Annotated in this window: 18 protein-coding genes; 7 read left to right on the forward strand and 11 right to left on the reverse strand. The window is 44.5% G+C overall.

The annotated features are described in order from the left end of the window. The first annotated feature begins 126 nt into the window (after window positions 1–126). The 3 genes from udp (at window position 127) to K5620_RS02420 (ending at window position 3739) form a co-directional block, all read left to right on the forward strand. Window positions 127–894, forward strand: a complete 768-nt coding sequence (gene udp, locus K5620_RS02410; RefSeq protein ID WP_016402075.1) for a uridine phosphorylase — start codon at window positions 127–129, stop codon at window positions 892–894. Between the two features lie 305 nt (window positions 895–1199). Continuing rightward, entirely contained in the window at window positions 1200–2675 is a 1476-nt protein-coding gene (locus tag K5620_RS02415) for an MBOAT family O-acyltransferase (protein ID WP_016402074.1), read from the forward strand. Window positions 2676–2677: 2 nt separating this feature from the next. Next, window positions 2678–3739: an alginate O-acetyltransferase AlgX-related protein gene (locus K5620_RS02420; RefSeq protein WP_016402073.1), complete on the forward strand. Its 1062-nt coding sequence runs from the start codon at window positions 2678–2680 to the stop codon at window positions 3737–3739. Between the two features lie 134 nt (window positions 3740–3873). Here K5620_RS02420 and fis read toward each other — a convergent pair whose 3' ends face one another. From fis to K5620_RS02445, 5 genes are all read right to left on the reverse strand, one after another. After that, complete coding sequence (gene fis, locus K5620_RS02425) at window positions 3874–4173, reverse strand: DNA-binding transcriptional regulator Fis (protein ID WP_016402072.1); 300 nt, start codon at window positions 4171–4173, stop codon at window positions 3874–3876. A 35-nt stretch (window positions 4174–4208) separates the two neighbouring features. Further along, on the reverse strand, window positions 4209–5165 hold the full coding sequence (gene dusB / locus K5620_RS02430; protein ID WP_016402071.1) for a tRNA dihydrouridine synthase DusB: 957 nt from the start codon (window positions 5163–5165) through the stop codon (window positions 4209–4211). A 163-nt stretch (window positions 5166–5328) separates the two neighbouring features. Beyond that, window positions 5329–6207 (reverse strand): 50S ribosomal protein L11 methyltransferase, encoded by an 879-nt coding sequence (prmA, locus tag K5620_RS02435; protein ID WP_016402070.1) that lies wholly within the window; start codon window positions 6205–6207, stop codon window positions 5329–5331. Window positions 6208–6422: 215 nt separating this feature from the next. Beyond that, window positions 6423–6803 (reverse strand): hypothetical protein, encoded by a 381-nt coding sequence (locus tag K5620_RS02440; RefSeq protein ID WP_016402069.1) that lies wholly within the window; start codon window positions 6801–6803, stop codon window positions 6423–6425. Between the two features lie 107 nt (window positions 6804–6910). Then, window positions 6911–7306: a hypothetical protein gene (locus K5620_RS02445; RefSeq protein WP_016402068.1), complete on the reverse strand. Its 396-nt coding sequence runs from the start codon at window positions 7304–7306 to the stop codon at window positions 6911–6913. A 291-nt stretch (window positions 7307–7597) separates the two neighbouring features. On the opposite strand from K5620_RS02445, the gene K5620_RS02450 reads away from it, so the two are divergent. Then, window positions 7598–8626: an MBL fold metallo-hydrolase gene (locus K5620_RS02450; protein WP_016402067.1), complete on the forward strand. Its 1029-nt coding sequence runs from the start codon at window positions 7598–7600 to the stop codon at window positions 8624–8626. 67 nt (window positions 8627–8693) lie between these two features. Here the strand turns inward: K5620_RS02450 and accC are convergent, their stop codons facing one another. The 4 genes from accC to K5620_RS02470 all read right to left on the reverse strand — a co-directional run bounded on the left by accC (window position 8694) and on the right by K5620_RS02470 (window position 12511). Beyond that, window positions 8694–10034, reverse strand: coding sequence for an acetyl-CoA carboxylase biotin carboxylase subunit (gene accC, locus K5620_RS02455; RefSeq protein ID WP_016402066.1), 1341 nt, complete (start codon window positions 10032–10034; stop codon window positions 8694–8696). 12 nt (window positions 10035–10046) lie between these two features. Further along, window positions 10047–10499 carry an acetyl-CoA carboxylase biotin carboxyl carrier protein gene (gene accB / locus K5620_RS02460; RefSeq protein ID WP_016402065.1) on the reverse strand — a complete coding sequence of 151 codons (453 nt, stop codon included), beginning with the start codon at window positions 10497–10499 and terminating at the stop codon, window positions 10047–10049. A 36-nt stretch (window positions 10500–10535) separates the two neighbouring features. Beyond that, window positions 10536–10982 carry a type II 3-dehydroquinate dehydratase gene (gene aroQ, locus K5620_RS02465; RefSeq protein ID WP_016402064.1) on the reverse strand — a complete coding sequence of 149 codons (447 nt, stop codon included), beginning with the start codon at window positions 10980–10982 and terminating at the stop codon, window positions 10536–10538. A 143-nt stretch (window positions 10983–11125) separates the two neighbouring features. After that, window positions 11126–12511 (reverse strand): MATE family efflux transporter, encoded by a 1386-nt coding sequence (locus K5620_RS02470; protein ID WP_016402063.1) that lies wholly within the window; start codon window positions 12509–12511, stop codon window positions 11126–11128. Window positions 12512–12653: 142 nt separating this feature from the next. Here K5620_RS02470 and K5620_RS02475 point away from each other — a divergent pair, with 142 nt between their 5' ends. After that, the gene (locus tag K5620_RS02475; RefSeq protein ID WP_016402062.1) at window positions 12654–13496 is read left to right on the forward strand and encodes a helix-turn-helix domain-containing protein; all 843 of its coding nucleotides are present in this window, start codon (window positions 12654–12656) and stop codon (window positions 13494–13496) included. Window positions 13497–13521: 25 nt separating this feature from the next. Here K5620_RS02475 and K5620_RS02480 read toward each other — a convergent pair whose 3' ends face one another. Continuing rightward, window positions 13522–14172, reverse strand: a complete 651-nt coding sequence (locus tag K5620_RS02480) for a TetR/AcrR family transcriptional regulator (protein ID WP_016402061.1) — start codon at window positions 14170–14172, stop codon at window positions 13522–13524. Between the two features lie 182 nt (window positions 14173–14354). On the opposite strand from K5620_RS02480, the gene K5620_RS02485 reads away from it, so the two are divergent. Continuing rightward, complete coding sequence (locus K5620_RS02485; protein WP_016402060.1) at window positions 14355–15578, forward strand: efflux RND transporter periplasmic adaptor subunit; 1224 nt, start codon at window positions 14355–14357, stop codon at window positions 15576–15578. Between the two features lie 23 nt (window positions 15579–15601). After that, window positions 15602–18781 carry an efflux RND transporter permease subunit gene (locus K5620_RS02490; RefSeq protein ID WP_016402059.1) on the forward strand — a complete coding sequence of 1060 codons (3180 nt, stop codon included), beginning with the start codon at window positions 15602–15604 and terminating at the stop codon, window positions 18779–18781. Window positions 18782–18848: 67 nt separating this feature from the next. On the opposite strand, the gene K5620_RS02495 is transcribed toward K5620_RS02490, so the two are convergent. Beyond that, window positions 18849–19211: a rhodanese-like domain-containing protein gene (locus K5620_RS02495; RefSeq protein ID WP_016402058.1), complete on the reverse strand. Its 363-nt coding sequence runs from the start codon at window positions 19209–19211 to the stop codon at window positions 18849–18851. Window positions 19212–19309 lie beyond the last annotated feature (98 nt).

The raw sequence follows: 19309 nt of genomic DNA on the forward strand, positions 1-19309 counted from the left end.
ACAAGCAGTAACTATTAGGCTATTTGCTGCTAAGTTCGCTTCAAATGCGAGATGTTTCACACTTATTGCTCAGTTCTCGTCCTATGCTCTGCTCATCAATCATTGGACGATATTAAGTAGGTAAACATGAACCAGCAAGCGAGTGTATTTCATCTTGGCTTAAACCCAGAGATGCTAAAAGGCGCAACTTTAGCCATTATTCCTGGCGACCCGCAGCGCGTAGAACGTATTGCCTCGTTATTAGAAGAACCGGAATTTTTAGCCTCGCAGCGTGAATTTACCTCTTACCTAGGTAAATTGGACGGTACACCCGTTGTAGTATGTTCAACCGGCATTGGCGGGCCGTCCACTTCAATTGCAGTTGAAGAGCTGGCACAACTAGGTATTCGCACCTTCTTGCGGGTAGGTACTACCGGCGCTATTCAGCCACATATTAATGTGGGTGATGTAATCGTAACTACCGCTTCGGTTCGCTTAGACGGCGCCAGCAGCCACTTTGCTCCCATGCAGTTTCCTGCGGTAGCCGACTTTTCTTGTATGCAAGCCTTAAATAGTGCGGCATTAGACGCCAAGGCAACCTGCCATGTGGGTGTAACTGCTTCTAGCGATACCTTTTACCCAGGCCAAGAGCGTTACGACACGGTGTCTGGCCGCGTAGTTAAAGCCTTCCAAGGTTCAATGGAAGAATGGCAAGCCATGGGCGTACTTAACTTTGAAATGGAAAGCGCCACTTTATTTACTATGTGTGCCTCGCAAGGCTTAAAAGCAGGCTGTGTAGCAGGCGTGATTGTGAATAGAACCCAGCAAGAGATCCCAGACGAAAGCTTGATGAAAAACACCGAACACCAAGCAGTAAACATTGTTGTTGAAGCCGCACGTAAGATGCTCGGCTAAACACAAAGTGCCAATACATTTTGTCTGATGTATTGGCAGTCCTTTCCAAATTTGTGCCCAGTAAATCGCTAAGGTCTACTGGGCTTTTTTGTTCGCTCTAACGGAGTTATCGGCGATCTCTGTAAAAATAATAGCATTTAAATCAGCGTCTTAATTTGTAGAGGTGTAACTTAAGCGCTTGCTTTGATGGGTTTTGATGTTTAGCGTATTGCTCTTCAGCATTTATCTAAAAAATGTAAAGTAAAGATCTTGAAGCGTTCTCAAGCTAGAATAAAAAAAACTTTGTCGGTGGCGTCAACAATTTAATGCTATTTAATTCTTACGCTTTTGTTTTCCTATTTTTACCCACTGTATGCTTAGTGTATTTTTGGATTGGAAACCGAGGGCATCATCGGGTTGCTGTTTCTTGGTTGGTGGGGGCATCTTTATTTTTTTACGGATGGTGGAACCCAGCGTATTTGGGACTCATTATGGGGTCTATGTTGTTCAATTACGCAATAGGGGTGCAACTTAATCATCGTGCAAGTGGCCATTCGAATAGAAAGCTGATTCTGGTTTTTGGAATAACTTTGAACCTGGCTTTATTGGCTTATTATAAGTATGCCAATTTTTTTGTAGATAACTTCAACCTCGTTATTTCAGGCAATATTCATTTAGAATCGATTGTTCTTCCTTTGGCTATTTCTTTTTTCACTTTTCAGCAAGTCGCCTACCTTATAGATGCTTATCGTGAAGAGACAAGAGAGTATAATTTTCTTCAATACTGCTTATTCGTGACGTTTTTCCCTCAGCTTATAGCAGGCCCTATTGTTCACCACAAAGAAATGATGCCGCAGTTTTTGGATGATAGTTGCTACCAATATAACCCTAAAAAAGTTGCTACCGGATTGTGTTTGTTTATTTTGGGCTTAGCTAAGAAGGTGCTGATTGCAGATGAGTTGTCGGTTTATGTGTCTCAGGTATTTACAGCAGCAGAACAGGGAGTTGTATTAGCCCCTATTGAAGCTTGGTATGGAGCCTTAAGTTATACATTTCAGCTGTATTTTGATTTCTCTGGCTATGCAGATATGGCTATAGGTGTAGCTTTACTGTTTGGTATATCCCTTCCATTTAACTTTAATTCTCCATATAAATCGTTAAACATTATAGAGTTTTGGCGAAGATGGCATATTACTCTTTCTCGTTTCTTACGAGACTATGTTTATATACCTTTGGGAGGTAATCGCTTAGGAAGCTTCAGAAGATACCAAAATTTGCTAATAACTATGTTACTCGGAGGTTTGTGGCACGGGGCTGGATGGACATTCATTATTTGGGGGGGGATGCACGGTGTGATGTTGGTTGTTAATCATCAGTGGCATCAATTAACTAGGTTTAAAGCAAATTATTATTTACCACGACAGGTGAGTATAGGCATCAGCTGGCTTATTACTTTTACATGTGTAGTGTTTGCATGGGTAGTATTTCGTGCAGAGTCTTTAGAGGTAGCAATGCAGATATGGAAATCTATGCTAGGGCTTAGTCCATTTTATGATAGTAGTGGGAGCTTATTCTACAATGACCTATTCAGAAAGCATTTTTCTGTAACTAAATGGATATTGGGGTTAACTGTTGCTGTATTGGTTTTACCAAATAGCTTGCAGATTGTCGGTTTACTTCCCGGTGCTGATAAAGTTAGATTCCGAGCTAACTTTGTTTGGGCTGTTTTGATTTCAATTCTTGCACTACATGTCATTCTTAATATGAATAACGTTAGTGAGTTCCTGTATTTTCGGTTTTGATTATGTCTAGTTTTCATCGTTTTAATTGTCTTGTCATTTTGTCTATTGGTTTTTTCAGTATTGTATTGGTGGCGACTAGTGCATATTTGGAATCACCGACCATAGGCAACTTAACTCGAACTGCCGGATTCAGTGAGAATGATTTTGGATGGAACCTGCCCCAAAATTTTTATCGCGATGCACTTTTTCAAAAAAATAAGAAAAGCTACCAATTCTATAGTGACGTAGTCGTGCTAGGTGATTCATTTTCACAGGATGATCTTAATAACAACTGGGTGAACTACTTTGTTGAAGCTACTGGGCTTACCGCACAAGTGCTACACTTTAATCAGGGTGGAGCCAGTCGACTGCTATCTAGCCCATTGTTTCTGGAAAAACCACCAAAGCTATTTGTTTTTCAAAGTGTAGAAGCAAGCTTATATAAACGTTCCTCACAAAAAGACTGTCAGTTCCCACAGAAAATTTCTCACTCAGAGTTACCAACAATTCAACTAGACAATAATCGCCACTATTCAACTTATTCTGTAGCTAGAGAGGTTAATCACTTTAGCTTAGATTTAGATCAGGCTAGCCATTATCTATTAAAAGCTTTATCCCGAACGATTGGGCTAAACGTTAGTGACACTGTTGCTCTTGAGGTTACGCGCCTGGGGCTGTTTTCTAGCCAGGTGCAACACCAGCTGTTGATACATGAAAACGACTTCGACAAGCAATATTTGGAGGCTGAAGATCTTGAACTTATGGCCTGTAATTTATTAGCTATTCAGAAAGCTGTTGAGAAAAATGGTAAAACTCGATTTGTGTTAATGATCGCACCCGACAAATTATCAGCTTATTCGAAGGTTCTTGCTGATCAGCAATATGCAAACTTCAGCCTTATTCCCTCATTGGGTAAATACTCTGAGTTATCGATGCTTCGATTGGATAGTTTGATTCAGGACGAAGTTGAACGTGGAACTGTTGATATTTACTTGCCGAATGACACACACTGGGGATCTGAAGGATATAGATTTGCAGCAGAACAGTTAATCGATTATCTAAATTCGAGTGCTAATAGACCTTAGCTTAAGGAAGTGAGCTGTCAGGAAAATGAATGATTTAAGCTCAAGTTAGTACATTGTAATAGCTAGAAAAAATAAAAAAGCCAAAGTGAAATTACTCACTTTGGCTTTTTAATCAATGCCTTATGAACAGATGTTTAGTTCATGCCGTATTTTTTTAGTTTCTTGCGTAAAGTACCGCGGTTGATACCTAACATGATTGAAGCGCGGGTTTGGTTGCCGCGAGTGTATTGCATAACTACGTCAAGCAACGGAGCTTCAACTTCAGATAGTACTAATTCGTACAATTCAGACACATCTTCGCCATTTAACTGTGCGAAGTAGTTGCGCAATGCTTGCTCAACTGAATCGCGTAATGGACGTTCTTTCACTTCAGTGCTAGTTGCACTGCTAGTCATAGTAGAAAGTGTGTTTGTGGTGGTATTTGAATCAAACATACTTGACGCTCTTTTTAATTAATTAATGATCACAACTATTCGAAAAACTGTTCAATCGCGGACGTTTGTACCAGGGCTGATTCAAGCTGGTTAAACTGGCTACGAAACTCATCCGTGTCCGCTAATTGCTTCAAGTACCACCCCACATGTTTGCGAGCGATACGAACCCCTTGGTACTCCCCATAATGTGAATATAGGTTGTCTAAGTGGTGAAGCATTACTTCCTTCACTTCTTCGGCTTTGGGTGCATCTAAATGCTGCCCGGTGCTTAAAAAGTGATTAATTTCTCTGAAAAGCCAAGGGTTACCTTGCGCTCCTCGACCTATCATGATGGCGTCCGCGCCGGTGTAATCCAAAACATGCTTGGCTTGCTCCGGTGTGGTGATATCACCATTTGCCACAATAGGTATCGAAACCTCTTGTTTTACTGCTTTGATGGTGTCGTACTCGGCTAAACCTTTATACATACACGCTCGCGTCCGACCATGTATGGCTAAAGATTGAATACCGGCAGCTTCTGCAAGCTTGGCAATTTGCAAAGCATTGCGATGTTCTGGTGACCACCCAGTACGAATCTTAAGTGTCACAGGTACATCAACTGCTTGTACAACAGCATCAAGAATTTGTTTAACTAACTCGGGTTGCTGTAATAGCGCCGAACCAGCTAACTTTTTGTTTACCTTTTTAGCGGGGCAACCCATATTGATATCGATGATTTGCGCGCCATTTGCCACATTATGTTGGGCGGCGAGAGCCATCAATTCTGGATCTGAACCTGCTATTTGAACGCTGCGTATGCCACATTCATCTAGGTGAACCATACGGTTTAGTGATTTTTGGCTGTTCCAAACCCGTGGGTTACTGGACACCATCTCCGAAACCGTAAGCCCCGCACCTAAACGCCAACATAAGCGACGAAAGGGTTGATCGGTAATTCCAGCCATAGGCGCTAGTATCACCGGATTGTCCAGCTTGTAACTGCCTATTTGCATGACTGTCGTTCTTCTCAATCTCAGGGCGGCGTAGTTTACGACTTTTTAGGCACGCTGAAAAGGCTATATTTTGAACATTTTTCAAAAAAAAAGCTGGATTTTTAGCTACAGAATATGGCAGCAAACCCTTTAGTAGAGGGTTTGTGCCACATTATTGGTGAACTTAGCGCTTTGTTCCGCTTAATCGACACCATTCTTGATCAAGAACAACCGGATCCATATTGCACTGTGTTTGATAGGCGGCAACTACTTCATCGCTTTGTTCTTCTAAAATGCCTGATAGGGCAATTGAACCTTGCGGCTTTAAATAGGCTAGGATGATTTCGCTGAGCTCTTTAAGTGGGCCAGCTAATATATTGGCAACTACAATGTCTGCTTGGAAATCTTTAGGCTGGGCTTTAGGTAGGTAGAGTTCGAGCTTGTCGGCCACGCTATTGCGTTCGGCATTGTCGCGGCTAGCTAAAATTGCTTGTGGGTCAATGTCTATCCCAACCACCCGTTTAGCGCCTAACTTAATCGCGGCAATGGCTAATATGCCGCTGCCACAGCCAAAGTCCACGACGGTTTTGTTGCTAAGGTCGAGCTGGTCTAACCATTTTAAGCAAAGTGCTGTGGTTGGGTGAGTACCTGTGCCAAAGGCTAGGCCTGGGTCTAGCATTACGTTTACCGCGCTAGGATCTGGTACGTCTGTCCAGCTAGGGCAAATCCACAAGCGTTCGCCAAACTGCATCGGATGAAAGTCTTTCATCCATTCGCGTTCCCAGTCTTTGTCTTCTAGTTGGTCTAGTTTGTAGTTGCCTTCCTCTAGAATAAGCGCTTCGGTTAAGAAGTTAAGGATAGGCGACATATCGGTAGCGGCATCGTATAGGCCCTGCACATCGGTATCTCCCCATAACGGCGTTTCACCTAACAAGGGCTCAAATACAGGCGTGTCGTGGCGGTCTAAGAATGTCACGGCTTGGCAGCCGGTTTCCATTAAAATGTCTCCAATGGCGTCGGCAGTATCTTTAGTGGCGTTTATTTTTAGCTGGATCCAAGGCATTGTCCGCTCCTCTTCTAGATTAGGCGGCAAGTGTACTGCGTTAGATAAGGCTTATCATCTAAAAATTGAAATCCCTTAATGCGGAGAGAGCGCAACTAGCATTTGTTGTCTCTAATGGGAGAGCTTGTTTATAAGCCAAGGCCGCTATTTATTGGCTTGAGTAAACAAAAAAGGCTAGGGATAAGCTAGCCTTTTTTTAAACAGATTTTTGCTGGTTAATTGGCAGGGCTTAAGCCGCGATTGCGATACTGCGCGCGCTTGTACAATAAAACTAAACCACGACATCCCGCTAAAGCTGCAACAATTAGCGCAGGTGTATTAAACATAAGACTTAATACCAGTACGCTGCAGGCAAGGTATAAAAAGGGAATAAATTCGTAAACTGGCTCGGGAATCGCCTTGGTTTTGCGGGTAAATGATTTTTTGTACTTATCGTAACGGCGGTAGTTTGAGCGAAGCACCCAAATAAGCGCGCCCATACAAAATAGTAATGCACCACCAACATGAGCTAGCCAAGGTTCAAGCAATAGCATTGACCCAGTACCAGCAGATAAATATCCGCTTGGCAAAATCTCGTATATGGCACGTGGCAACATAAGCCCTCCCTGTTACATGTAGCAACCTTCCATTAACATAATTAAGCATAGACTCAATTACGAGAGTTAGCCAAATTGTCTGTTTGTATGTTTATTGGTAACTAAGGCTAGTTGCTGGTTTTTACGGCGCTGGGCACTTTTTGCCAAGTATGTCGACGGTAACGATGACGCATGTAAAGTAAGGAACAGCCTCGGTATAAACACAGTGCTGCAATGGCGTAGGCGGCAATAGATTGCTGTGTAGATGCTAAGGAGAGAGCCAAGCCAATAAACAAAAAGGGCATAAATTCGTATAAAGATTCAGGAATATTGAAGCGTTTACCAGCATGATCCGCTTGGTCTAAACGTCGAAAGTTAGAGCGCATTACCCAAATAAGCGAGCCAAGGCAAAATAGCAGCACACCACCTGCTACTCCCAGGGTAGAGTCTATCCATATTACCGAGCTTGAGCCGGCAGCCAAGTAAAGGCTCGGCAATATTTCATAGATTGGTTTAATAATCATGGCATTGCACTCATTTCTGTTCTAGGTGTTGGCTAAATTATCACTTCCCAAAGCATAACTTTGCTCTAACTAAGATGGTTTAAGTGTAAGACAAATTTTGGAAACTGCAGGCTCAAGCCATCGCCCAGTTAGATATTGCTGTAACAACTTGCTTACATTTGACGTCTCAAAATAAAGTAAACCAATGGGTTTACTTTGGTGTTTGTTGAAAGTAAACTCCTCGGTGTAATTTAAGAGGGCGCCACGTTGAGCACACGAAACAAGGTAATTAGTTTTTGTTTGGGAGGATTAATGAGTACACCATTCGCTTCAGCCTTAGCGGCTGACAACACGGTTTTTACCACCCAAGTTAATAATGGTAAGTACCAAAACGCACAAGCAATGCCAGCTAATGCCTCGGCTTGGGGTATTTTGTGGCGATATGTGAGTGAGCAGCGTGTAGATGCCACGCCAAGTAATGGCATTCCTGTGATGCCTTTGAGCGCTTCTCAGCTTGACGCTTTACCTGCCGATCAAAGCAGTGTTATTCGCTTTGGTCATTCGAGTGTTTACATGCAAGTGGCTGGGCAACGCTGGTTGATTGACCCGGTATTTTCGCAGCGAACATCTCCTTTTAGCTTTATTGGCCCAAAGCGTTTTCATCAACCCCCGCTCGAGCTCAGTGAGTTGGACAGTATTGATGGGGTAATTATTTCCCATGATCACTACGACCATTTAGACAAGCACAGCATCAAGCTGTTAAAAGATAAGGTTCAGCATTTTGTGGTACCTGAAGGGGTTGATCAACACCTGCTAGATTGGGGCGTGAATAGCCAAAAAATTCAACGCTTACGCTGGTGGCAGTCGGCCAATTTTGGTGAGTTAACGGTGACAGCTACGCCTACTCAGCATTTCTCTGGTCGCGGCTTATTTGATGCTAACCAAACGCTTTGGGCATCTTATGTGATTGATGCGCCGGAGCAGCGAATATTTTTTAGCGGTGACTCTGGTTACTTCGATGGTTTTAAGCAAATTGGTGAGCGTTATGGCCCCTTTGATTTAACCATGATGGAAACCGGTGCTTATGACAAAGATTGGTCAGCGGTACACATGACGCCAGAGCAAACCTTGCAAGCTCACTTGGATTTAAAAGGGAAGGCCTTAATGCCGGCGCATAACTCCACCTTTGATTTGGCTTTTCACTCTTGGTATGAACCGCTTGAGAGAATTAGTCAGCTAAGCGAGCAAGCCAATGTGCAACTAGTGACACCTAAAATAGGTGAGGTGTTCACTGTTGGGCAAAGCCAAGGTACAGAAGCGTGGTGGCGAGCTCTTAACTAGTCTCGCTATACAAAGAAAAAGGCCTTAAGTATTCTTAAGGCCTTTTTTAGTTTTAACAGCTGGCGAATTACATACCGAGTTTTTTCTCTAGGTAGTGAATATTCGCTCCACCAAACTGGAAGTTCTCGTCCTGCATAATTTTCTCTTGCAGCGGAACGTTGGTTTTAATACCGTCGATCACCAGCTCAGAAAGGGCGTTCTTCATACGCGCTATGGCGATGTCACGGTTCTCTCCGTAGGTAATTAGTTTACCTATCATCGAGTCATAGTAAGGCGGAACTGAGTAACCCGCATATACATGTGAATCCCAACGAATGCCCATGCCACCCGGTGGGTGGAAACGGTTAATGCGACCTGGAGATGGGATAAAGGTTTCCGCATCTTCAGCATTAATACGACACTCAATCGCGTGGCCGGTTAACTTCACTTGCTCTTGGCTAAATGACAAAGGTTGTCCAGCAGCAATGCGTAACTGCTCTTTAATTAAGTCGATGCCGGTAACCATTTCAGTTACTGGGTGTTCAACCTGAATACGGGTGTTCATTTCAATGAAGTAGAACTCGCCATTTTCATACAAGAACTCGAATGTGCCTGCACCGCGGTAGTTAATTTCGATACATGCACGAGTACAGCGTTCACCAATGTTGCGACGCATGTCTTCGGTAATGCCTGGTGCTGGAGCTTCTTCAACCACTTTTTGGTGGCGACGTTGCATTGAGCAGTCACGTTCACCTAGGTGAATAGCGCCACCTTGGCCGTCTGATAATACCTGAACTTCTACGTGGCGAGGGTTCTCTAGGTATTTCTCCATATAGACGATGTCGTTACCAAAGAATGAGCCAGCCTCGGTACGGGTTAAATCGATAGAGGTATGTAGCTCGTCTTCACTGTAAACAACGCGCATACCACGACCACCACCGCCGCCAGCAGCTTTAATGATAATCGGGTAGCCAATGCGTTTGGCAATGGCCGCATTTTGTTTTTCATCGCTGCCTAGTGGGCCATCAGAACCCGGTACACAAGGTACACCGGCTTTTTTCATGGCTTTAATCGCTTCAACTTTATCACCCATCATGCGGATGGTTTCAGCTTTAGGACCGATAAAGATAAACCCGCTTTTCTCTACTATTTCAGAAAACTCAGCGTTTTCAGATAAGAAACCATAACCCGGATGAATGGCCACGGCATCGGTAACTTCGGCAGCAGCAATAATGCGCGGAATGTCTAGGTAACTTTCAGTTGCCGCGGGCTTACCAATACAAATTGATTCGTCGGCTAACAATACGTGTTTAAGGTCACGATCGGCTGTTGAGTGCACAGCTACCGTTTTAATGCCTAGCTCTTTACATGCACGTAAAATACGCAGGGCAATTTCACCACGGTTAGCAATAACTACTTTATCTAGCATACAAATGCCTCTTTATTCGATGATGAATAGCGGTTCATCAAACTCAACGGCGTCACCGTCTTCAACCAAAATGGCTTTAATCACGCCAGATTTGTCGGCGTCGATTTGATTCATCATCTTCATGGCTTCAATGATACATAGGGTGTCACCTACGTTAACTTGTTGGCCTTCTTGCACAAATGGTTGCGCTTCTGGAGATGAAGAACGGTAGAAAGTACCTACCATTGGCGATAGTAATTGGTGGCCAGAAGCTACTTCGCTAGCAGCTGGAGCAGCAGGTGCTGCGGCTGGAGCTGCAGCAACTGGGGCTGGAGCTGCAACAGGTGCTGGAGCGTATACGGCTTGAGCTGCACCGCTGAAGTTACGGCTGATACGTACTGCCTCTTCACCTTCGGTGATTTCTAGTTCAGCAACACCAGATTCTTCAACTAATTCGATTAATTTTTTAATCTTGCGAATATCCATAAGGGCTCTCTTTATCGTATTAGGTTAATTAAATAGCTATTTCTGCAGCTTGTTTAGCGCTGCAGTTAAAGCAAATTGATATCCTTGACTACCTAAACCACATATCACTCCCTCTGCTTTGTCGGCAAGGAAAGAGTGATGACGGAAGGGTTCACGTGCATGCACGTTAGATAGGTGAATTTCTATAAACGGAATGTTCACACCCAATAGCGCGTCGCGCAGCGCTACGCTGGTATGAGTAAAAGCCGCAGGGTTGATGATGATGAAATCGATCTCGCCCATGGCTTGATGAATGCGATTAATAAGTTCGCCTTCGACATTAGATTGGAAATCTTGCAGATTTACGCCCAGGTCATTGGCTTGCTGGCGTAGCTGTTCAACAATGTCGTCTAAACTCTGGTGACCGTAAACTTCAGGTTCACGTTTGCCCAGTAAGTTTAGATTTGGACCATTGAGTAACAAAATAGAGAATTTATCAGTCATTTTCGTTGAAAAACCAGCTTAAATTATAGAACTTGTCGATTTCTTAAGATTAGCACATTTATCAAAGATAAATGTGCTATGTCATCGACATTTTCGACAATTATAGGGTTTTCGCAGAAAATGGCAGCATTTTTCTGGTCTAATCAGTTGGTTTCGGCGAGAGGCTCGGTAGTTAGGTTACGTAGCCATTTTTTCTGGTTCATGCGCCAAAAACACAACATAGCTTTAAATACTTCTTCACTTAATGCGATACAGAAGGCGGTGATTAAGCTTACATCGAACACAAAAATGGCAATAGAAGTAAGCATTAAACCCACACCCCATTGGCAGAATGTATCCGACATTAAGCAAAAGCTATTGTCGCCGCCGCTGCGCAAAATACCGTTAATTAGCACCATGTTAAAAATGCGTAGCCAAGTAGAGGCTGCCAGCACTAACACTAATTGTTGGGCAAGTTGCAAAGTTTCTGACTCTAAAGCGCCAAACAAGTTCAATAAAGGATAGCTCAATAACCAAATAGCAACACCAATACCAATGGCGGCAATAGGGCTAACTAACAAGGCTAAGCGTGCATCTACCCAAGCTTGGTTAAATTGGTTAGCCCCCAATTTGTTGCCCACCATTATTGAGCAAGCTGCTGAGAATCCCATGAAACACGAGATGGCGATACCTTCTATTGGGCTAATTAGGCTCATAGCCGCCAATGCGTTCGTTCCCAATTGACCATACAAGGTGGCAAATACAAATACACCGCTCGACCAAATACTAAAGTTAATCACTAGTGGCACAGCAAGCTTGGCGTATTTGATTAGCTCAGCTTGTTTAAACTGCCAAAAACCAATTAAACATACTTTTAGTAATGGGTGTTTTTGCCACCAAAGGCTGGCCCACAATACAACGAGTTGCAGTAAACGTGCGATAACGGTAGCAACACCTGCGCCTACAATACCCATAGCTGGGATCGAGCCAAAACCAAAAATTAATACTTGGTTAAGCGCGATATTGGCGACCACAGCAAAAACACTAATGTACAGCGGCAGCTTGGTATTGCCGCTAGCACGTAGTGCAGACTCAAACACAATCACTGGCAAGGTGAACAGAATCATCAAGGCGGTTGCGCGAATATAATCGCTGCCAATAGCAACTAAATGCGCATCGCTGCTGCCCCATTGCATAATGGTGCTAGGGCTGAAAAGCATGAAGGCTAAGGTTGCCAGGGTAAAAATAAGTCCAGCATAAAAAGATAAAGCCACAGTGCGGCCAATGGCTGTCCAGTTTTTAGTGCCCCAGTGTTGCGCACTTAAAATGGCGCACGCTGTCGAGAAGCCATTTAAGATTACGATTGCCACAAAGAATGCGCGACCGGCATAACCTACTGCGGCGACTTCGGCATCACCTAAAGTGGCAACCATTAGTACGTCTACTAAGCCTAATAAGCTTAGTAATACTGCTTGTAAAGATATTGGCCAAGCTAGGCGCCAGAACTGCTCTAGCCATGAGCGATTCAAAGTAATAGGAGATGCGTACATAACAACCTCAAAATGTGACTTGCATCAGATAAAAGCTATCTAGTTATAAGTGGTGGTAAATAATTATGGGCGCGATACTATCTTATATATTGGGCTTTCCACATAATTGAAGCTATCAAAAATATGTTCAAAACTATCATTTATGGCTGAGCAACATTGGCAAGATAAGTTCGAGATAGGCCCCGCCTGTGTTGAGCGCTTTTTAACCACCGAACGATTTTCAGAGTTAACTAAATTGCAGATTAACTTATCTGGGGTGTCGTATTTGCGAGGTGAGTACTTTGTTAGCCGCAAAGCTCCACAGGAACACACTTTGTTGTTTTCTATGGCGGGAGCGGGCAGTTTACATACTTCAGAGTTTAGTCAGCGCTTGGGACCAAACGACTTTGTTATTTTGCCTGCTGGGGTTAATTACTCGCTCAGCTTGGCTAGCCACTTTTGGCGGCATAATTGGTTTCAGTTTTCTTCAGACATTAGTTGGTATCGCTTTCCCAAAAACGCCAAAGTATTGAAAATCAACTCTAGTCAAAATATTGATAAGTGCATGAAGTTGTTATTGGATGAGGAAACTAAAGCCAAGGCAGATCCTCTAGTAGAATCGGCCTTAACCCAACTTATCAAACGCTATTTATTGCAGTTGCTTAAGCCGCTAAAAAATGCCGAGCCAAGCCCATTGCACAAACTAGAGCAGCAATTGCGCTCTTCTTTACACTATCCATGGACAGTAGCCGAGATGGCGCAACGTTTGTCGGTATCGGAAGCGCACTGCTATCGCTTGTTTCAGCAAGAGTTTAAATGCAGCCCCAAGCAGTATCTAAGCCGTTTACGTTTGGAGCATGGCAGTTATTTGCTGCGCGAAAGCCGCTGGTCGATAGACGTGATCGCCAGTCAACTAGGTTACCAAGATGGTTTTGCCTTTGCGCATCGCTTTAAGAAAAGCTTTGGGGTTTCTCCTGGACGTTATCGGCGCAGCTTCAACAAATAACAACTAGCTGGATTGGTGGTGCGCCTTATTTACTCATGCTTTGCAAGCTGGCGGCTATTTTTGCACTGCTTACTCGCTTAAAGGTGTCTAAAGTGAGTGAAGCGACTTGCTGCAATTGTTTTTCTGTTGCGCCATTGGTGGAGTGAACATTTAAACCTTGTAACACAGTTGCCAAGTAGTGGGCTAGCGCTTCTGGGTCGGCATCGGCGGTGAGATCTTTTTCTTCTTTGGCGCGCTCGAAACGTTGCTGTAAGGCAACGCTGCCTTGGGCACGACGTTCCTGCAAGGCTTGTTTAATGGTGCTTGCAGACTCACTACACGACAGAGCACCTTGCACAATCACACAGCCTTGCGGCTGCGAGGGATCGCTTAAATTGGCCACTGCACCTTTCAACATGTAATCCACTACGTCGTAAATGGTATCTTGCTCAAGGGCGGGATAGAAATAGGCTTGAGGACGAGATTCGTAAAGCTCTATGGCCTGCAAAAATAACTGTTCTTTATTGCCAAAAGCCGCATACATACTGGGTTTATTAATGCCCATGGCTTGGGTTAAATCATTTAACGATGCCCCTTCGTAGCCTTTTTGCCAAAATACTTCTAAGGCTTTTTCTAGCGCTTGGTTTGCGTCAAAGCTGCGTGGACGACCAATGTGAGAACAGCACTTGGGGGACATTTTTCTACCTCAATTTATCATTAAACTGATCATAGCTAAGCCACTCAGACCTGTCTAGATATTTAAATACCACTTGGTACAAAAAGATCTTGATCTCGATCATACTTCGTGATTAATATACCAGCCAGTACAAAACAAAATATCATCCATATATCAATTTATCATCACTTGAGGGAACGAAGATGGCATCAGTTTTTGATCTAACAAAACTCATCGCAGTAAGTGCTTTAAGCATTTTCCTAGTGGCTTGCGGAAAACCGGAAGCTGCGACCAATCAAGCACCTCCACCACCAAGTGTAGATGTAGCCGAAGTATTGCTTGAACGCATTACCGAAACCGATGTGTATACCGGTCGCCTGCAAGCACCACAAACCGTGATGGTGGTGCCGCGAGTATCGGGCTACATCGAACAAGTGCTGTTTAACGAAGGTAGCTTGGTAGAAAAAGGTGAAGTGCTGTTTAAAATCGACAGCCGCATTTTTGCCGCCGAAGTGGCTCGCCTAGAAGCTGAACTTCAAAGTGCTAAAAGTAGTTTAGAACTGGCGCGAAAAGGGTACAAGCGGGCCCAAGCCTTGAATAAGCAAAACGCCATTTCTGATGAAATTTTAGATAATCGCTTTTCGGCGCGAGAACAGGGCGCAGCGGCAGTGGCATCGATTACTGCAGCCTTATCGCGAGCTCGCTTGGATTTAGACTTTACCGAGGTGCGCGCTCCTATTAGCGGTCGAGTGTCTAACGCGCTAATCACCGAGGGTAACTATGTAAACCTTGGCGCTAGCCAGCTTACTCGTATTGTGTCTACCCAGCATATGCATGCCTACTTTGATGTAGATGAGCAAAGCTTTTTGAAATACCAAGAGTTAAGCAACGTATTGCCGCTGCAAGGCGCGCAAGAAACTGTAGCGGTAGTGCAAATGGCTTTGGCTGATGAGCAAATATTTAAGCACTTGGGCCAGATAGACTTTATCGATAATGCTGTTGCCAGCGGCACCGGTACTATCCGTTTACGTGCCAGCTTTGGTAATCCTAGTGGGGAATTACTGCCAGGTATGTTTGCCCGTTTACAAATTGCAGGAAGTAGTTCTTATCAAGCGGTATTAATTGATGACAAAGCAGTCGGTACCGACCTAAATAACAAGTTTGTATTGGTATTGGACGAAAACAACCAAGTGCAATATCGCCCGGTAGTATTAGGTGAGCGAATTAATGGCTTGCGGATTGTTTCCCAAGGTTTATCGGGTTCAGAGCGAATTGTGGTTAACGGTATTCAGCGGGTACGGCCGCAGATGCAGGTAACGCCAATTGCCACCGCGATGGCTAGCGAAGAGGTTGTTTCTGCCTTGCGTGAGTCTCAACAGTTACTTGACCAACAACATCAGCAATTAAGCCTTAACGCTAAGTTGTAAGTTCAACAAGGATAGATTCGCCCATGTTTTCTCAGTTTTTTATTAAACGGCCGATTTTTGCGGCCGTTATATCGCTGCTGATGTTTATTGGCGGTGCCATTGCCGTATGGCAATTACCCATTACCGAGTACCCAGAAGTGGTGCCACCAACAGTAGTAGTTACAGCTAACTACCCTGGGGCAAACCCTAAGGTGATTGCCGAAACCGTGGCTTCACCGCTTGAGCAAGAAATTAACGGTGTTGAAGACATGTTGTATATGTCTTCTCAGGCCACCTCTGACGGGCGCATGACGCTGACCGTTACTTTTGCCATTGGCACCGATATCGACCAAGCTCAAACGCAGGTTCAAAGCCGGGTTGATCGCGCCACACCGCGTTTGCCCTTAGAAGTGCAGCGCTTAGGTATTGTGACCGAAAAGTCATCACCAGATCTTACTATGGTGGTTCACCTTAGTTCACCAGAAGATCGCTACGACTTATTGTACCTGTCCAACTATGCGGCGCTTAATGTTAAAGACGAGTTAGCCCGAATTGAAGGTGTGGGTGCTGTGCGTTTGTTTGGTGCGGGTGATTACAGCTTAAGAATTTGGCTAGACCCTAACAAAGTGGCAGCTCTAGGTTTAAATCCAAACCAAATTATCGCCTCAATTAGAGAGCAAAACCAGCAAGCCGCTGCCGGTAGTTTGGGCGCACAGCCTAGCGGTGAGTCTGATTTTCAGATTTTGATCAACGTGAAGGGGCGCTTAAGTACTACTGAAGAGTTTGAGAACATCATCATTAAAGTGGGCGAGCAAGGCGAAGTTAGCCGCTTGCGAGATGTTGCTCGGGTTGAGTTGGGTGCTAGCAGCTATGCATTGCGCTCGTTACTCGACAACAAGGATGCAATTGCCATTGGTGTGTTTCAAGCATCTGGCTCGAACGCTATCCAGATCTCTGAAGATGTACGTGCGCGTATGGCCGAGTTAGCGAAAAGCTTTCCGGAAGGTCTAAACTACGACACCGTTTACGACCCAACCGTGTTTGTGCGTGGCTCTATTGAAGCGGTAGTTAAAACCTTGTTTGAAGCGGTACTACTAGTGGTATTAGTGGTGGTGCTGTTCCTACAAACTTGGCGCGCTTCTATCATTCCATTAGTGGCAGTACCGGTTTCTTTAGTCGGTACCTTTGCCTTTATGCACCTTATGGGTTTCTCGCTCAATGCCTTGTCGTTATTTGGTTTGGTATTGGCGATTGGTATTGTGGTGGATGATGCCATTGTGGTGGTGGAGAACGTAGAGCGAAATATTGCTGAAGGTTTAAGCCCGGTAGCGGCTACCCAGCGCGCCATGAAAGAGGTGACGGGGCCAATTGTGGCAACTACCTTAGTATTGGCGGCAGTGTTTATTCCTACTGCTTTTATGTCTGGCTTAACCGGACAGTTTTACAAGCAGTTTGCCTTAACCATTACTATCTCTACCTTTATTTCAGCGATTAACTCATTAACCTTGAGTCCTGCTTTGTCTGCTTTGTTGCTAAAAGGTCACGACGAACCGAAAGACCGTTTAACTCGCATTATGGACAGCTTGTTTGGCAGGTTTATATTTGTGCCGTTTAACCGCTTATTCAATAAAGGTGCCAATGTATATGGCGGCATCATCAAAAAGACAATTCGCTTGTCGGCTTTGGTAGGCATTATTTATGTGGGTTTATTAGGGCTTACGGCTTATCAATTTGACACCACTCCTACTGGCTATGTGCCAGGGCAAGACAAACAATACTTAGTGGCGTTTGCTCAGTTGCCTGATGCTGCCTCTTTAGAGCGCACCGAAGCGGTAGTGAAAAAAATGTCTGAGATTGCCTTGGCACAACCTGGGGTTGAACACGCTGTGGCGTTTCCTGGCTTAAGCATTAACGGCTTTACCAACAGCCCAAACAGCGCGATTTTGTTTACACCTTTGGCCGATTTTGACCAACGCCAAGACCCTAGCCTTTCGGCTAATGCCATCGCTGGTGCGCTTAACCAACAGTTTGCTGGTATTCAAGAAGCCTTTATTGCGATATTCCCACCACCGCCGGTGCAGGGGTTAGGCACTATTGGCGGCTTTAGATTGCAAATCCAAGACCGCGCAAACCTTGGTTATGAAGAGTTGGCCAATGTCACCATGCAAGTGATGCAAAAAGCTTGGGCAACACCGGCACTTACTGGCATTTTCTCTAGTTACCAAGTAAATGTGCCGCAGCTTGATTTGGATTTGGATAGAACCAAAGCCATGCAACAAGGGGTGGCGATAGATGAAGTATTTTCTACCTTGCAAGCTTACATGGGGTCAACCTATGTAAATGACTTTAATAAGTTTGGCAGAACTTATCAGGTGAACATTCAAGCCGATGAGTCCTTTAGGCAATCGCCAGAGCAAATTAGCCAACTTAAGGTGAGAAATGCCGATGGTGCGATGATCCCGCTAGGCTCCTTTGTTGATGTCTCTTATGTGGCGGGCCCAGACCGAGTGATGCACTACAACGGCTATACCACTGCCGAGATCAATGGTGGGCCAGCGCCGGGTTATAGCTCCGGTGAAGCGCAGGCTGCCATCGAGCAGATTTTGGCGGAAACTTTGCCCATCGGCATGACCTTTGAGTGGACCGAGCTTACCTATCAACAAAAGCTGTCGGGTAATACTGCAATGCTGATTTATCCCTTGGTGATTATTTTGGTATTTATGGTGTTAGCTGCTCAGTACGAGAGCTTGCGTTTGCCAATGGCGATTATTTTAATCATTCCTATGACCTTGTTATCGGCCATTAGTGGGGTATTGCTTTGGGGTGGAGACAACAACATCTTCACTCAAATTGGTTTGATTGTATTGGTAGGCTTGGCTACCAAGAATGCCATTTTAATTGTCGAGTTTGCTAAGGAGTTACAAGACCAAGGTCGCACAGTTATGGAAGCGGTATTAGAAGCTTCACGCTTACGTTTACGGCCAATTCTAATGACCTCTATCGCCTTTATTATGGGGGTTGTGCCAATGGTGTTTTCTACTGGTGAAGGGGCAGAGATGCGTCAAGCTATGGGCGTGGCGGTGTTCTCTGGCATGATTGGGGTTACCATTTTTGGATTGCTACTTACCCCACTATTTTACTACTTGCTTGCAAAACGTAACCCTAAAACCAGTGAGCAAGCCGAGCCGCTGGCGCTAGACGCTGATATATTGGCTGCTAAGTAACACAGACAGTGGCAATTACTCTAAAGCGCCGTTACAGATTATGTAGCGGCGTTTTTGTATTGGGTGTTCAATGACTCTTTGAGGCGAGCATTTCCTTTAAGCCGCCACCGTTTACCACCTGCTGGTAACCCATAGCTTGTAATACTTGTAAGGCGTAACCAGAACGATTACCCGAACGACAATAAACCACGATAGGCTGGCTTTTATCTTTGGTGATGGCGGTGATCTGCTGGGCAATCACGGTGTGCGGAATGTTTTGTGCGTTACTCAAGTGCCCTTGGCTAAACTCTCCTTCGCTGCGAACATCAATGAGTATTGCGTGTTGCTGCTCTACACTTTGCCAAGCAAGGTCGGAGCGCTCTGAAGCGTGAGCTTGTGACAATAGACCTATAAAACCGCAAAGCACTAGGCTTTTAAGTACATTAATCATCTTCTTCTCATCCTTGTTCAGAAGTTAGCGTGGTGATGTGAAATTGCTTAATAGTGTATCGGTAATTGATGACGAAATTCTTGATCTGGTTAAACGAT

This window comes from Agarivorans albus (genome assembly GCF_019670105.1).
In the GTDB taxonomy this organism is placed as follows: Bacteria; Pseudomonadota; Gammaproteobacteria; order Enterobacterales; family Celerinatantimonadaceae; genus Agarivorans; species Agarivorans albus.

Bases quoted from the DNA above. Each gene is read 5' to 3' on its own strand.
- udp (WP_016402075.1), top strand. From the start codon at position 127: ATGAACCAGCAAGCGAGTGTATTTCATCTTGGCTTAAACCCAGAGATG.
- K5620_RS02415 (WP_016402074.1), top strand. From the start codon at position 1,200: ATGCTATTTAATTCTTACGCTTTTGTTTTCCTATTTTTACCCACTGTA.
- K5620_RS02420 (WP_016402073.1), top strand. From the start codon at position 2,678: ATGTCTAGTTTTCATCGTTTTAATTGTCTTGTCATTTTGTCTATTGGT.
- fis (WP_016402072.1), bottom strand. From the start codon at position 4,173: ATGTTTGATTCAAATACCACCACAAACACACTTTCTACTATGACTAGC.
- dusB (WP_016402071.1), bottom strand. From the start codon at position 5,165: ATGCAAATAGGCAGTTACAAGCTGGACAATCCGGTGATACTAGCGCCT.
- prmA (WP_016402070.1), bottom strand. From the start codon at position 6,207: ATGCCTTGGATCCAGCTAAAAATAAACGCCACTAAAGATACTGCCGAC.
- K5620_RS02440 (WP_016402069.1), bottom strand. From the start codon at position 6,803: ATGTTGCCACGTGCCATATACGAGATTTTGCCAAGCGGATATTTATCT.
- K5620_RS02445 (WP_016402068.1), bottom strand. From the start codon at position 7,306: ATGATTATTAAACCAATCTATGAAATATTGCCGAGCCTTTACTTGGCT.
- K5620_RS02450 (WP_016402067.1), top strand. From the start codon at position 7,598: ATGAGTACACCATTCGCTTCAGCCTTAGCGGCTGACAACACGGTTTTT.
- accC (WP_016402066.1), bottom strand. From the start codon at position 10,034: ATGCTAGATAAAGTAGTTATTGCTAACCGTGGTGAAATTGCCCTGCGT.
- accB (WP_016402065.1), bottom strand. From the start codon at position 10,499: ATGGATATTCGCAAGATTAAAAAATTAATCGAATTAGTTGAAGAATCT.
- aroQ (WP_016402064.1), bottom strand. From the start codon at position 10,982: ATGACTGATAAATTCTCTATTTTGTTACTCAATGGTCCAAATCTAAAC.
- K5620_RS02470 (WP_016402063.1), bottom strand. From the start codon at position 12,511: ATGTACGCATCTCCTATTACTTTGAATCGCTCATGGCTAGAGCAGTTC.
- K5620_RS02475 (WP_016402062.1), top strand. From the start codon at position 12,654: ATGGCTGAGCAACATTGGCAAGATAAGTTCGAGATAGGCCCCGCCTGT.
- K5620_RS02480 (WP_016402061.1), bottom strand. From the start codon at position 14,172: ATGTCCCCCAAGTGCTGTTCTCACATTGGTCGTCCACGCAGCTTTGAC.
- K5620_RS02485 (WP_016402060.1), top strand. From the start codon at position 14,355: ATGGCATCAGTTTTTGATCTAACAAAACTCATCGCAGTAAGTGCTTTA.
- K5620_RS02490 (WP_016402059.1), top strand. From the start codon at position 15,602: ATGTTTTCTCAGTTTTTTATTAAACGGCCGATTTTTGCGGCCGTTATA.
- K5620_RS02495 (WP_016402058.1), bottom strand. From the start codon at position 19,211: ATGATTAATGTACTTAAAAGCCTAGTGCTTTGCGGTTTTATAGGTCTA.